Genomic DNA, 13,372 nt, shown 5'->3' with positions numbered 1-13,372 from the left:
GGACTAAAAAAACCTATCTTCGTGTATAACCTAACCTATGAAAGTTGACAGAGAAAAGAGTGAATTTCTTGATGATATGATTGAGCAGTGGCAAAGCGATGGCTTAATTAATGAGGAAACAGGCAATAAACTCCGCAAAAGTTATGAGGCTAAAAATTTTGATTGGTTACGCTTAGCACAATATGCATTTTGGGTAGCTTTGGCCTGTGGTTTTATTGCACTTGGATCTTTATTAATTGATAATTCGATTTTAAACTACCTCAAACGGGTTTACAATACACCAAACATTGTAATTGCCCTGGTTTCTGGTGGATTAGCCGCGTGGCTTTATATCCTGGGTTTCAGGCGGAAGAAGAAGCTGGCGCATTTAAAGTTTAGCAATGAAGCCATCGTTTTTTCAGCCATTTTACTTACCGCCAATGCCATTGCTTATTTTGGAAAGGCGGTGGATAATGGTTCTGGCAATTTCTCTATTCTGATTCTGATATCCGTTTTCATTTATGGCGGTTTAGGTTATATCTTCAATTCGCGATTGATCTGGATTTTCGCTTTGATATCATTAGGTGCATGGTTTGGCACAGAAACTGGCTATTTAAGTCGATGGAATTATTACTTCCTTGGTATGAATTATCCTTTGCGCTTTGTAGTTTTCGGCGCTGCATTAACCGCAGCATCATTCATTATGAAAGCTTTTCCGAAGACACAAAACTTTTTCCAGGTTACTTATATCGCTGGAATGGTATATCTTTTTGTATCGCTTTGGGCCTTATCCGTATTCGGCAACTTTGCCAGTTTAGAGGAATGGTACCAGGTTAGGCAGCTAAGTTTATTTTATTGGGCATTAATTTCAGGAGCTATTTGTGTGGCAAGTACTTTATTTGGTTTAAAATACCGTGATGATGTCGCCCGCGAATTTGGGATTACTTTTCTCTTTATTAACCTCTACACACGCTATTTTGAATACTTCTGGGACAGTTGGCATAAAGCTTTGTTCTTTTCAGTCCTGGCAGCATCTTTTTGGTTGATTGGCAGAAAAGCAGAAAAAATATGGAATGTAGAGTTTTTGAAATAATAGTCAATACCAGTTTTAAGTGAAAAAACCATTCTCAATTTATAAGATTAATACATTTTTATTGTAATAAGCATGCAAGTTGAAAATCAAAATTTATATACAAGGGTTATAGAACTGCTTAACCAAGCGAGGCAAAACGTAGCACAAACCATTAATAATACTATGGCTACTGCTTACTTCGAAATTGGCAGAATGATTGTTGAAGAAGAGCAGCAAGGTAAAGAAAAAGCAGAGTATGGTAAACGGGTTTTAAAAGAGCTATCTGAAAAATTAGTAGTCGAATTTGGCAAAGGTTTCTCTGAAACAAATTTGAGGCAAATACGCAATTTTTATTTACTCTATTCAATTCAGCAGACAGTGTCTGCTGAATTGGGAAAAGATCATACAGCCCCTCACGAATTCAAAAATGAAGAAACTGCCGATACCGTATCTCGTAAATCTATAAATCAGCAGACACTGTCTGCGCAATTCAAACTCACTTGGTCGCATTATCTTAAATTAATGAGGATAGCAGATTTAAATGAGCGTAATTTCTATGAGATAGAAGCAATAAAAAATAATTGGAGTTTACGCGAGTTGCAGCGCCAATACGATTCGGCATTATACACACGCTTAGCTTTAAGTAAAGATAAAGCAGGTATATTATCCCTTGGCCAAGAGGGACAAAAAATTGAAAACAGTAAAGATTTAATAAAAGATCCTTACATCTTAGAATTTTTGGGTTTACCAGAAAAAAGCTTTTATTCTGAAAGCGATTTGGAGCAAAAGTTGATCGATAAATTAGAGCATTTTTTATTAGAATTAGGCAACGGATTTACCTTTGTAGCCCGTCAAAAAAGAATAACTTTTGAAGAAAGACATTTCAAAATAGACTTAGTTTTCTACAACCGTATTTTAAAGTGTTTTGTATTGATCGATTTAAAGATTGGGGAATTAAAACATCAAGATATTGGTCAGATGCAGATGTATGTGAACTATTTTGATAGAGAAGTAAAGCTTGAGGACGAAAACAAAACCATAGGTATCATTCTTTGCCAAGATAAAAGTGAATCAGTAGTTCGGTACACGCTTCCGGAAAACAATGAACAAATTTTCGCAAGTAAATATTTAACTGTTTTACCAAGCGAAAAGGATTTTATCAAAATTATTGAGAATTAATTCAAATGAAAATATATCAACAAACCTTAGCGCTTAGAGAAAGAAGAAGGGGTTTCCATATCATTACTGATGAGGTTGAGGATGCCCTGCCTCAAATTGACGAGATTAACATTGGTATTTGCCAGGTTTTTATACAACACACTTCTGCTTCGCTTACCATCAATGAGAATGCAGATCCCACGGTTAGGACAGATTTTGAAATGTTCTTTAATAAAACTGTAAAAGAAAACGACCCTGATTATGAGCACGACTATGAAGGATCGGACGATATGCCTGCCCATTTAAAATCTGCACTTTTAGGCAGCTCTGTGACCATTCCGATTAGAAATGGCAGACTGGCGCTTGGTACCTGGCAGGGCATTTATCTTTGCGAGCACCGTAACCACGGCGGCCAAAGAAGATTAATCGTTACGGCTTGGGGTGAATAAAATTAGCTTTTCTTTACCTCTTCTTTAATTTCGGGGTGATTATCCTGAATTGATTTGCCTTCGGTTTCTACCTCTATCTCTTTTGTGGTAACCGCATAATGCGAAGGGTAAATCTCAGATCCAAAAGCAACTGCATAGGCTTTGGTAAATTCGGCACCAAAATATAAAATGATAGAAGAATAATAAGTCCATAAAAGCACTACCACCAATGAGCCCGTTGCGCCATAAGTACTCCCGACATTGCTTTGTCCGATGTAAATTGAAATGGCAAATTTACCGATCATAAATAACACCGCCGTTACTATTGCTCCTGCAATTACATCACGCCATTTAATAATCGCATCGGGCAATACTTTAAATATTACACCAAATATTAATGAAATAACGGCAAGGGTTACTATTTGGTTGATGATGTAAAATAAAACAACAGATACCTCTGCGAACCGGGCTTGCAAACGGTTACTAAAAGCATCGAGTATAGCTGTAACGCCTAACGAAACCAGCAATACAAAACCCAGACTAATAATTACCGAGAATGACAAGAACCGGTTTTGGAGCATCTTTACCCACCCTCTTTTCGGTTTAGGTTTTAAACCCCAAATGGTATTAATAGAATCCTGAATATCGCCAAAAACAGTAGTTGCCCCAATTAACAGGGTTATAATACCAATAATTAAAGCGATGGTGCTTTTTCCATCCAAATAAGCATTCTTGATTAACTGCTGTAAGGAAACGGCTGATTCTCTACCTAAAAATCCTTCAAGCTGGGCATAAACCTGTCCTTCGGCTATTTCTCTCCCTAAAAATATACCGCACAAAGAAATAATAACCACGAGCAGTGGGGCCATAGAAAACACCGTATAATAGGCTAATGAGCCACTAAGTTTCGTTACCTTATGGTTGTTAAATCCTGTAAACGATGCTTTTAAAATGCCCCATATTCTTTTTAAAGTGATTTTATTCTTTGCCATAAACAAACTATTTAAGATGAGATACTCTAAACTTAAACCGCTTATTTTTTGAATTGTTTGTTAATTCATTAGGCGAAGACAGGATGTAAAGAAACTAAATGCACAAAAAAAGCTCCGAATTTTGGTCGGAGCTTTATTCTTTATAATAGGTGATTGATATTATTTGGCCTTAATCCATAATGCAATATCGTTAACTAAAGTTTCGGATACGCTTACAGCTGCTTGATATTGAGCCATTGTACCCTTTTCGCTTTGAGAACTTAACAGGTGATTTAAATCCGGGTAAAATTTAAGAACCACGTTTTTCTTTTTACTCAAGGCAGCATTCCATAAATCAAAATCTACTTTGCCTACCTGAAAATCATTCCCGCCCTGCAATACATATATTTTAGGTTTTGAAAGGCTTTTTGCTACAGCAACCTGATTGTAGGTATTTAAATCTGTCCAATATTTTGCAGGCAGTCCTAAAATTAAAGAATCAGGTTTTATAGTAGTTCCCAATTGCGAAATTCTACTTTTATCAATTTCCACATAAGCATCTGCCAGTTGCTTTTTAAAGGCAGCTGTTGTATCGCTAGCCTGATCGAACATATACTTATTCTGATCAACAATAATATCTGTTAGTTTTCTTGCAGGTGCTGCCGCCAAAATAATCCCTGCTAAATCAGGTGTAATGGTTGCCATTTTAGGCGCTAGCATCCCGCCTAAACTGTGACCGAATACATAAACAGCCTTGGGATTAGCGCCAACAACCGTTTTTGCTAGTGCAATAGCTGCAGTAGCATCATCCAGTACCTCTTCTTTTACGGTAAAGGCCTTGCTAAATTCGTTCGGATAGATTAAGGTTCGTTTTACATAACGAACAGAGGCAATTCCTTTAGAAGCTAAACCGCCAGCTAAATCTTTAAAGGGTTTATTCGCCCCAACGGTTTCATCCATATCGGCCGGACCGGAGCCATGTACAAAAACCACTACAGGGAAATTTTTGACATTTTTTGGCGTAGTGATAATGGCCGCCAATTGTTTTCCTGCCGGACCAATGTATACCGACTTTTCCTGGTATAAACTGGTATCAACATAAGTCGGTTTTAAATAAGCTGCCGCTTTTCGGGAAGGCGCAAGGAAGATTCCGACTATTTTTTGTAGTTTATTAAAACCTAAAATAAAGTTCTGATCACCGTTGGCAAATTTACCTTCAACCGTTACGGCGAAAAACTCGCCCTGGGCTTTACTTTGAATGGCATCTAACGATTCTGCCTTTCCATATTTTGTTCCAATATCTCCCCAAAGTTTTTTCAAACTCTCTTCTGTTAATTTCGTTTTTAAAGTATCATCAAAGAAAGCATGCGCATCTTTAAATTTCTCTTCCTGTAACAGTTTAAAAAAGTCGTTTGCACCGTTGAAAAGCTGAATCACATTTTGAGAAAATGCTGAGGTTGTAAATAATAAAGCGATTATAAAGAAAAGGCTTTTTTTCATCCGTGTTTTGTTTAAATGGTAATGAGATTTCATGATTTATCCTTGTCCGGATCTAAAAACCATGATGGTTTCATGTATTGTGTTTGGTGTTTACAATACCCAAAGTTAACAATATTTGGTTCTGAAAAGCCATTAGCTAAACTAGCCGTTTAGTTTTAACTAATTTTAACATTTGGTGCCAGTTTCTTCCATAGAATATACGGAATAAACATAATTACAAGGGCAATAAGCGGAGGGATTAAAAGCGATATACCATCGCCAACAAATGCTCTGGAGGCAAAGGCGCCAATAAAATTAATGGCAAAACCTGCATAAGCCCATTCTTTAATGGTTATAAATTTATTTTGTAAGATGGATGCTGCTCCCAGCAGTTTTGCAATGCCCACGATAATAAGCAAATACATCGGATAACCAAGGTGTTTAAGCACTTCTTTACCTGCTTCCTGTTGAGTAATCCCTCCAATGCCATCCATAATCATCATTAATGCAAAAATAATGGTGGCAATCCAATACCACGTTTTTAGCTTCTTCATATTTATCTGTTTTTATCGTAATTAATTAACCAATTATTTCCAAAGCGATCTGTTAAATCGCCAAAAAGCGCTCCCCAAAATGTTTCCTGTAGCGGATGCGAGGTCTTCCCGCCGGCTGAAAGTTTATGGTAAAAAGAATGGGCCTCTTCTTCCGAATCACAAGTCAGCATTATAGAAATCGAATTTCCCTTAATTAGTCCACGTTCTCCTACCATATCTGTTGCCATAATCACCAAATCATCTTTAGTCAAAACAGCATGCATAATACTCCGCTTCATATTATTGGGCATTTTATCAACCATAACCGATTCTCCAATGGTTTCCAGGATCAGCTCTCCCCCCAAACAATCCTGATAAAAAGTCATTGCTTCGCGGCAGTTGCCGTTAAAAGTGAGATATGAATTTATACTTGCCAATTGATTTTATTTTTTGATGCCCACCATTAAGCGCACATCGGTTTCATTTATATACATTTCAAGGCAATAGCCGTTTGGATCAATATTAGGCTGATCCAATAGTTTTTCGAAGGTCTTCCCAATCTGGCTCACATCTTTCATAAAATCGGGAACCAACTCACTAATAAATGTTCCTTTTCTTATCGTAAAGGTTTCAACACCAAATTTCTCCGCTTCGCCATCTGCTATTTCTTCAACGGCAGCCTTATAAATAATCTCCCGCTTTTCGTTAGGCCTGCTTATCCCAAAATACCTGCGTTGGTTATCGTGCGGAAACAAAGCATGAAGTTTTTGGTGTGCAGCTAAAACCCCGTTGGGAAAAGATTCGGCAGTAATGCTCATCACTTTAATATCCTCATTTAAAATATACTCTTCCATTAGCATTATCGGCATTACCGCTTTAAAGATTCAACTGTTAACAATTAACAACACAAACATACGGGCAGAAATTAATAACTTTAACTTGTAGAAACGACAATTACGAGGGTTGTTTACGACAAATAGCCTCGTTATATTTGAACTATGAAACATGTATCTATTTTAATTCCAGAGACTGCCGTGATCGAAGCCATTGCAGATCCCCGCTATCTATTTACCGCTGTTAACGAATTTTTACAGGCATCGGGCAAACTCCCGCTTTTTAAAGTTGAGCTTATAGGGATGACGAAAGAGGTGAGGTTAAATAACAGCCTTTTCTCCGTGCACGTCGATAAACTGTTACATGAGGTTGAGCATACCGATCTTATTTTTGTACCAGCCATTAGCGGTAATATAGGTTATGCGATGGAAGCTAACCAGACTCTGTTACCATGGATTATAAAACATCATGCTAAAGGTGCAGAAGTGGCCTCGCTCTGTATGGGTGCATTTCTACTGGCCGCAACCGGTTTATTAGATGGACGAAAATGTTCTACGCATTGGCTGTTTGCCAATCAGTTTAGAGAAATGTTCCCTAAAGTAGAATTGGTAGATGGCAGTATTATTACTGATGCACAGGGTTTATACTCTAGTGGTGGAGCAAACTCTTACTGGAACTTACTTTTATACCTGGTTGAAAAACATACAGATAGGGATACCGCCATTTTAGCAGCTAAATACTTCGCTATTGATATCGACCGCGAAAGCCAGCTGGCTTTTATGATGTTTCAAGGGCAAAAGGGCCACGAAGATGCAAAAATTAAAAAGGCGCAGGAATTCATTGATGGCAATTATCAGGAACGGATTACAGTAGACCAACTGGCAGATATGCTGGCATTGGGTAGAAGAAGTTTCGAGCGGAGATTTAAAAGTGCAACTAAAAATACAGTGATCGAGTATATTCAAAGGGTTAAAATTGAGGCTGCCAAGCGAAGTTTCGAATCGAGCAGAAAAAATATTACGGAGGTAATGTTTGATGTAGGTTATACAGATACAAAATCGTTTAGAGATGTTTTCAAAAAAATTACCGGCTTAACACCGATTGAGTACCGGAACAAATACCATAAAGCTATCCCTGTTTTACAGGTTTAACTGCATTGCAGAAAAAAATAAAAAAAATTAAGCTGTACACAATATATTCTATTTACAGCGTTTATGTATGTGAGAGCGTTAATTTAGATGACGGGGATACTGCCTAAGGGTGGAATCCCCGTTTCTTTTTATCAGGGGCAATTGCATGGAGCAAGGTCCATAGCGATCAAAGCCCGAAGCTCCGTGCCCTATGCTATTAAGCACAAAAAAGGGACATTGTTAAAAAATGTCCCTTTTTAAGATATATGATGGAGTTAAGAATTTTAGCTTTCTTTATCAGTAAAATCAACTGGTTTCTTTTCAAAATACTGATCGAAGTTTTGCACTTTTTTAGGTTTTAGAATTACATATAATCCTAATCCGATTAATACTAAAGCCGTGCTGATTCGTGAAAGATCGAAATCAAAAATGGTTATCGCTTTAAGGGTAAATAAACCACCTATTATGGTTAAGGCTAACCAGCTGCTACCCTGGAAGTTTTTGCGGTAACCCATCCACAAACCTATACCTAACATAATGGTGTGCCATTTCAATATCCAATATGGAACATCTATTCCTGTGTTTCTTAACAAGAACACCGAACCGATGGCAATGATTAAAATGCCTAGACCAAATTGTTTATCTGCTTGATTTTTTTTGATTAAATTTTCCATGACCGTTTTGTTTTATGATTCAAATGTATCACGAATACCAACGCTGGAGAATGACTTTTCCCTTAGTTGTGATGTTTTATCGGTGAGTGAAATAAAACGGTCGGTAAAAAATTTGAGCGGATTTGAGTAAAGGGAAAATTATCGGTGAAATTGTCGTTAAGTCGGCAGTCCGAAGTCCGGAGTCTATTAATTGGTTTGACCTATTAACATGCCAATATACAAATGGCCGTACGAAAAGATTGCTTCACACTGCGCCACAATTAACCGGTTAACAAGACAATGAAACTAAGCGGTTGGCGTTAAGCGCCTCACAACAGTTAACCAATTTATACAATTAACCGATTAACCATACAAATGAACTAATGACTAATGAACCAGTGAACTAATAGTTATTCAAAAATGATAATGTCTGTCCCTTCGCTCATGATTACTTTTGAAGTGATGTTAATGAATAAGCCATGGGCCAATAATCCGTTAATCTGATTGAGATCAGAAGATAGTTTTGCAGGATCATCAATAAGACCGAAATCAGCGTCGATAATCAGGTTATCATTGTCAGTAATAAATGTCCGACCCTCTATAGCTCTCAATATACCCTTTCCACCAAGTTTATTAATCTGATCGAATACGTATTGATAGGCCAATGGTATTACTTCAATGGGAACAGTAAAAGCACCCAACTTTTTAACTTTTTTCGAAGCATCGGTAATGATGATAGCATTTTTACTGAGTGAAGCAATTATCTTTTCTCTAAATAACGCCCCGCCTCCTCCTTTAACCAGATCGAGTGTTTCAGTAAATTCATCAGCTCCATCGATACTGATATCAATTTTGCTTAAACTACCGAGATCCAAAATTTCGATGCCCAATGATTTCGCGAGTGCTTCTGTTCGGATGGAACTTGCTGCAGCTGTAATATTAAGCCCTTCTTTTACGCGTTTGCCTAATTCTTTAATGGCAAAGGTCGTGGTAGATCCTGTGCCCAGGCCCACAACATCGCCATCTTTTACAAGCTTTACTGCAGCCAGGGCAGCCGCCATTTTTTCTGCATCTTGTTGGGTTTTATCTATAGTAGCCATAAAGTAAAAATAGGTTTAAATGATAAACATCGCAAAAAACGAAAAAAAATTACAGCTGATGCAATAAATCGTTTTTATAGCGTTTATGTATATGAGAGCGTTAATTTAGATGATGGGGATTCTGCAATAGTGGAATCCCCATTTCTTTTTCTAAGCATTTGTCATCCTGAGCGTAGTCGAAGGACCTGTTTTAAATGTCTTACAAAGCGTTTCGACAGGCTCAACATGACAAATTCGAAGTGAATTACAATTTATGATACAGCCTAAACGAGCTAGCGTGTAGATTTCTCCATTCCTTTACACTTCAGTCGAAATGACGATTACACGCAATGACTGAACTGTCACTCACAAATCATGGCGAAAAAAAATCATACCCATACAATAAATCCTATTTATAGCGTTTATGTATGTGAGAGCGTTAATTTAGATGATGGGGATTCTGCAATAGTGGAATCCCCATTTCTTTTATAACAAAAAAACGGCTAGCATTTCTACTAACCGTTTACTAACACTATAATAACTAACTTATTTGTTTAAAGAATTGATCCAGCTGGCAATTTTTAAAGCCTCTGCTTTGGTTACCTGCGGCATTGGTGGCATTTCTGTTGAGTAACCCGGCCAATTTTGTGGTTGTGGGTTGTGGATCAACTGAAATATTTTCTCCGCTGAATACTTACGTTTTGCAATTTCTACGAATGGTGGGCCAATTTGCCTTTTGGTTTGATTATGACAGGCCAAACAAGTATTTTTAGTTAACAAACCCTCAACTTCTTTAAAGGTAGGTGCCTTAGCTGTAGTAACAGGTTTTGCTGAAGTGGCTGTTCCCTTTGCTTCAGGTGCTTTGCCAGTGGTGCCTTTTGGCACTGCCGTTTTTTTAGCAGGAACAGTTGCTGGTGTTGCCGCTGAATTTCTGGTGCTCACTTCACTGGCAGAAAGTTTATTTCCATCAGGAATTTGGTTCAAGGTGTAATAAGCTACCGGGTGAACTAAAGAATAAAAGCCATCTTGCGATCTTAAACCATCTAATGTTAAGGTATGGATATAATATTGGCGAAGGTTTTTTACAATAATTCTGGCTTTTAAGCCATCTGCGGAAACTTTAACCCCAGAGATTTTTAGTTTCTCCGTATTTACAGGAGGTGAACCATATACAGGGTGATATTTATAAATAAAACTTTCTGCATCATATGAAGCTAAATCCTCAGCCGATTTACGATCAACAGGCATGGTAAACTCTACTTCAAAACCATCAGGCATTGCCCTAACGGCTTTCATTTCGAAAGGGGTTTTATTGTTGTACACCAATCTTTCTAAACCTTCGTTGGCATCACCAGCCGATCCCCAACCGCGGTTGGTTTCTCCAACAAATAGTGAACCATCAGTACCCCACTCTAATCTTAGCACTCCCGAACGGAAACCTTTACGAAAAAGGAAGGCAGCACCTTGTTCTTCACCTTTCACGGTCTCCATAAAAATTCTCGAAATGATACTCATCCCCTGATCGCCAACCAGAATCTGACCAGCAAATGGCCCAAATGTATTGGCAGGAATTTTAACAGGCTCTGCAGAAGAGATGCCCAAAATACCATAAGGCAGCCAAACCGACGGTAAACGCAGTTCAGGGAATACTTTCTTCATTTCGAATAAGGTTTTAAATGATTCATTTACCCTATTCTCTGGTTTGATGTATCTCCCCTGTTCGTTTTTGGTTCTACGTTCATCTATTTGCGAGTAAAAGAAATCTGATTGAAGTTTAACCGGAGAGTTAGGCAAGTTTGTCCATCTTAAACTGGCTGGATGACCCATAAAATCGCCTTTATTTACTTTCCATAAACCACCTGAACCTACCCAGTCGCCCTGGTTTTCTGTGTAATAAAACTGGCCATCAATACTACCGATCCCTGCAGGCGAACGGAAACCTGCAGCGTAAGGACTCATTTTACCATCTTCGGTAATGTTCATGGCCCAGCCACGCATCGGTACGCGGCTTTCGGCACGCCACCATTCTTCATCGCCAAAGGCCACGTTTCCGGTAACCATAAAAGTACCATCGGGCATTAACTTAGGGCCGAAACTATATTCGTGGTAGTGACCGCTTAACGGCCATGCGTAAATGGTTTCGTATACATCGGCTTTGCCATCCTGATCTTTATCAACCAGTTTGGTTAATTCACCGCGTTGTGCTACGTATAATGCACCATTTTTGTAGGCAATGCCTAAAATTTCGTGCAGACCATACGCAAACCTGCGCCAATAAGGTTTGGCACTGGTTGGATTTTCTACAATATACACTTCTCCCCTACGGGTAGAAATGCCTAAATCGCCATTTGGCAGCGTAACCAAACCACCAACTTCTAAAATGGGGCCTTCAGGTACGCGTACTTTATTTATTTTGAAAAAATCTTCTTCTTTCGGTGTTTCCTGTGCAAAAACTGTAGTAAAGCTAAAACTTAATGCCAGTATTGCTAATTTTTTAAATGTATTTCTCATTACTATCACAATTAAAACAAAATGGTATAATTCAACTTACTTCCAATGGCTGCAATAATTTCCCATTTGCCATCAATATTCCTAATAACCGGTTTTGCGGTCCCTTCACCAAGCTGTATGTAATACGCTTTATCATCAATTAAATACAAACCTTTGCCAGCTTCTTCAATGTTTGAAGCAGTAGCCAAAAGGAAATACAAATCTTTTGATGGTTTATCAACAGCAATCTCTCTGGTTAAACCTTGTCCATTTTCCATTATTTTAACCGCATCGGTAATGGTTGTTCCATTAATGATGTACTTAAACTCCGGACGGTCTTGTTCATCCATTACATAACCTTTGGTTTTGAAACCAGTACCAGCTGTGTCGGCAATCCACTTAGCCTGGTCGTCTGCTAACTTTGAAATGGCTAAAACAGGTTTTTTAGTGAAACGGGTAACACTGCCCAAAGCACGTGAGGTACCGTTTCCACGGCCATCCCACATGGGTGTAGCATCAATAAAATCGCCATGCCATCCCTGTAATAAGGTGCCATTATCCAAATCGTAACTATAAGCAACTTTTTCTGGTCCACCTACCGAAATGGCATGTACCGAACGTACTCTTGGTGCCACATCAACAAAACTTCTGATCATGTTGTTGCTGGCGGCTTCAATATAGATTGGATCTGCACCATCGTTTTGGTTTGGTTTTGGAATTTCAGATAGTTCGGTAATTTGGATATTTCTGAACGCTACCGAACCATGATCGCCTTGTAAGCGTAAAGGTCCTTTTGCTTTTTCAGCACCTGCAGCTCCTCTGGTTGCGCCGAATAATTCAACATTTTCATGAATCAGCACACCGTTTAGTTCTGCGCTGATGATTTTAGCATTTTGAGTTTTCTTTCCTGACGCATCAAATTTTGGTGCCTGGAAAATAATTTTAATGTGCTGCCATAAACCTGGTGCCTTGCTTGCGTTTTGACGGGGTGCAACACCACCAAATCCTTTCTCAGCTTCGGGTTTACTATCGTCCCAGCGTTGATAAATACCACCATTATTTGATGAACTTGGGTTTTTCAGGCCCCATGCATCATCAATCTGGATTTCGTAATTACCTTGAAGATAAATACCAGAGTTTGTTCCTTTTGCAGTTAGATAATCTAATTCTACAGCTACATCACCATATTCGTTTACGGTGTATAAATCAGATCCGGCTTTTTTTGCTGTAGATTGATTGATCAATATCCCTTCACCTTTGGTTGTTTTTAAAACATTTTCGGCGTTCAGGTCGGCCACTACATTTTGGGCCAACGACCATGAATTTGAAGGGTTTTTAAAGGCTGAAAGATCTTTGAGATCAATACGCTGGCCAAATGCCAACAGGGTTCCGCAAAGCCAGAAAATGGCTGTAAAACCCGTCTTTGAGATGTTCATATACTTGGTTTGTTAGTTCTGGCCCTGCATAAGAGCCAATTATTACTTTTAAAATGAGACTGTATCATATTTGCAAACTAAATCTGTCCTTCGACAGGTTCAGGATGACAATTCTCTTTTTATGATACAG

The 13,372-nt window shown here is 38.4% G+C and carries 13 protein-coding genes; 4 read left to right on the top strand and 9 right to left on the bottom strand.

The genetic code is table 11. From position 1 onward, the window contains the following. Window positions 1–37: 37 nt before the first annotated feature. The 3 genes from QF042_RS06255 to QF042_RS06245 all read left to right on the top strand — a co-directional run bounded on the left by QF042_RS06255 (window position 38) and on the right by QF042_RS06245 (window position 2,658). On the top strand, window positions 38–1,072 hold the full coding sequence (locus tag QF042_RS06255) for a DUF2157 domain-containing protein (protein ID WP_307526380.1): 1,035 nt from the start codon (window positions 38–40) through the stop codon (window positions 1,070–1,072). 72 nt (window positions 1,073–1,144) lie between these two features. Beyond that, window positions 1,145–2,230, top strand: coding sequence for a YhcG family protein (locus tag QF042_RS06250; RefSeq protein WP_307526378.1), 1,086 nt, complete (start codon window positions 1,145–1,147; stop codon window positions 2,228–2,230). A gap of 5 nt (window positions 2,231–2,235) precedes the next feature. Beyond that, a complete protein-coding gene (locus tag QF042_RS06245; protein WP_307526376.1) occupies window positions 2,236–2,658 on the top strand; it encodes a secondary thiamine-phosphate synthase enzyme YjbQ in 423 nt (140 codons plus the stop codon). Between the two features lie 2 nt (window positions 2,659–2,660). Here QF042_RS06245 and QF042_RS06240 read toward each other — a convergent pair whose 3' ends face one another. The 5 genes from QF042_RS06240 to QF042_RS06220 all read right to left on the bottom strand — a co-directional run bounded on the left by QF042_RS06240 (window position 2,661) and on the right by QF042_RS06220 (window position 6,489). Continuing rightward, a complete protein-coding gene (locus QF042_RS06240) occupies window positions 2,661–3,629 on the bottom strand; it encodes a YihY/virulence factor BrkB family protein (protein WP_307526374.1) in 969 nt (322 codons plus the stop codon). 159 nt (window positions 3,630–3,788) lie between these two features. After that, window positions 3,789–5,108 (bottom strand): DUF3887 domain-containing protein, encoded by a 1,320-nt coding sequence (locus QF042_RS06235; RefSeq protein WP_307526373.1) that lies wholly within the window; start codon window positions 5,106–5,108, stop codon window positions 3,789–3,791. A gap of 155 nt (window positions 5,109–5,263) precedes the next feature. Further along, on the bottom strand, window positions 5,264–5,641 hold the full coding sequence (locus QF042_RS06230; RefSeq protein WP_307526371.1) for a DoxX family protein: 378 nt from the start codon (window positions 5,639–5,641) through the stop codon (window positions 5,264–5,266). 2 nt (window positions 5,642–5,643) lie between these two features. After that, window positions 5,644–6,057: a VOC family protein gene (locus QF042_RS06225; protein ID WP_307526369.1), complete on the bottom strand. Its 414-nt coding sequence runs from the start codon at window positions 6,055–6,057 to the stop codon at window positions 5,644–5,646. A gap of 6 nt (window positions 6,058–6,063) precedes the next feature. Then, the gene (locus tag QF042_RS06220) at window positions 6,064–6,489 is read right to left on the bottom strand and encodes a transcriptional regulator (RefSeq protein ID WP_307526367.1); all 426 of its coding nucleotides are present in this window, start codon (window positions 6,487–6,489) and stop codon (window positions 6,064–6,066) included. A gap of 129 nt (window positions 6,490–6,618) precedes the next feature. Here QF042_RS06220 and QF042_RS06215 point away from each other — a divergent pair, with 129 nt between their 5' ends. Further along, window positions 6,619–7,605, top strand: a complete 987-nt coding sequence (locus QF042_RS06215; protein ID WP_307526365.1) for a GlxA family transcriptional regulator — start codon at window positions 6,619–6,621, stop codon at window positions 7,603–7,605. A 263-nt stretch (window positions 7,606–7,868) separates the two neighbouring features. On the opposite strand, the gene QF042_RS06210 is transcribed toward QF042_RS06215, so the two are convergent. From QF042_RS06210 to QF042_RS06195, 4 genes are all read right to left on the bottom strand, one after another. Then, window positions 7,869–8,258: a hypothetical protein gene (locus QF042_RS06210; RefSeq protein ID WP_307526363.1), complete on the bottom strand. Its 390-nt coding sequence runs from the start codon at window positions 8,256–8,258 to the stop codon at window positions 7,869–7,871. Window positions 8,259–8,647: 389 nt separating this feature from the next. Continuing rightward, a complete protein-coding gene (rpiA, locus tag QF042_RS06205; protein ID WP_307526362.1) occupies window positions 8,648–9,337 on the bottom strand; it encodes a ribose-5-phosphate isomerase RpiA in 690 nt (229 codons plus the stop codon). Between the two features lie 525 nt (window positions 9,338–9,862). Further along, on the bottom strand, window positions 9,863–11,827 hold the full coding sequence (locus tag QF042_RS06200) for a hypothetical protein (protein WP_307526360.1): 1,965 nt from the start codon (window positions 11,825–11,827) through the stop codon (window positions 9,863–9,865). Between the two features lie 11 nt (window positions 11,828–11,838). Beyond that, a complete protein-coding gene (locus QF042_RS06195) occupies window positions 11,839–13,242 on the bottom strand; it encodes a DUF1080 domain-containing protein (RefSeq protein WP_307526358.1) in 1,404 nt (467 codons plus the stop codon). Window positions 13,243–13,372: the final 130 nt, after the last annotated feature.

The organism is Pedobacter sp. W3I1, assembly GCF_030816015.1.
GTDB lineage: Bacteria > Bacteroidota > Bacteroidia > Sphingobacteriales > Sphingobacteriaceae > Pedobacter.
Note: the sequence above shows the minus strand (reverse complement) of the source record. Positions and strands in the feature narration are given on the sequence as shown.

What these genes read in the sequence shown, in the direction of transcription:
- QF042_RS06255 (WP_307526380.1), top strand. Translation starts at nt 38, where the DNA reads ATGAAAGTTGACAGAGAAAAGAGTGAATTTCTTGATGATATGATTGAG.
- QF042_RS06250 (WP_307526378.1), top strand. Translation starts at nt 1,145, where the DNA reads ATGCAAGTTGAAAATCAAAATTTATATACAAGGGTTATAGAACTGCTT.
- QF042_RS06245 (WP_307526376.1), top strand. Translation starts at nt 2,236, where the DNA reads ATGAAAATATATCAACAAACCTTAGCGCTTAGAGAAAGAAGAAGGGGT.
- QF042_RS06240 (WP_307526374.1), bottom strand. Translation starts at nt 3,629, where the DNA reads ATGGCAAAGAATAAAATCACTTTAAAAAGAATATGGGGCATTTTAAAA.
- QF042_RS06235 (WP_307526373.1), bottom strand. Translation starts at nt 5,108, where the DNA reads ATGAAAAAAAGCCTTTTCTTTATAATCGCTTTATTATTTACAACCTCA.
- QF042_RS06230 (WP_307526371.1), bottom strand. Translation starts at nt 5,641, where the DNA reads ATGAAGAAGCTAAAAACGTGGTATTGGATTGCCACCATTATTTTTGCA.
- QF042_RS06220 (WP_307526367.1), bottom strand. Translation starts at nt 6,489, where the DNA reads ATGCCGATAATGCTAATGGAAGAGTATATTTTAAATGAGGATATTAAA.
- QF042_RS06215 (WP_307526365.1), top strand. Translation starts at nt 6,619, where the DNA reads ATGAAACATGTATCTATTTTAATTCCAGAGACTGCCGTGATCGAAGCC.
- QF042_RS06210 (WP_307526363.1), bottom strand. Translation starts at nt 8,258, where the DNA reads ATGGAAAATTTAATCAAAAAAAATCAAGCAGATAAACAATTTGGTCTA.
- rpiA (WP_307526362.1), bottom strand. Translation starts at nt 9,337, where the DNA reads ATGGCTACTATAGATAAAACCCAACAAGATGCAGAAAAAATGGCGGCT.
- QF042_RS06200 (WP_307526360.1), bottom strand. Translation starts at nt 11,827, where the DNA reads ATGAGAAATACATTTAAAAAATTAGCAATACTGGCATTAAGTTTTAGC.
- QF042_RS06195 (WP_307526358.1), bottom strand. Translation starts at nt 13,242, where the DNA reads ATGAACATCTCAAAGACGGGTTTTACAGCCATTTTCTGGCTTTGCGGA.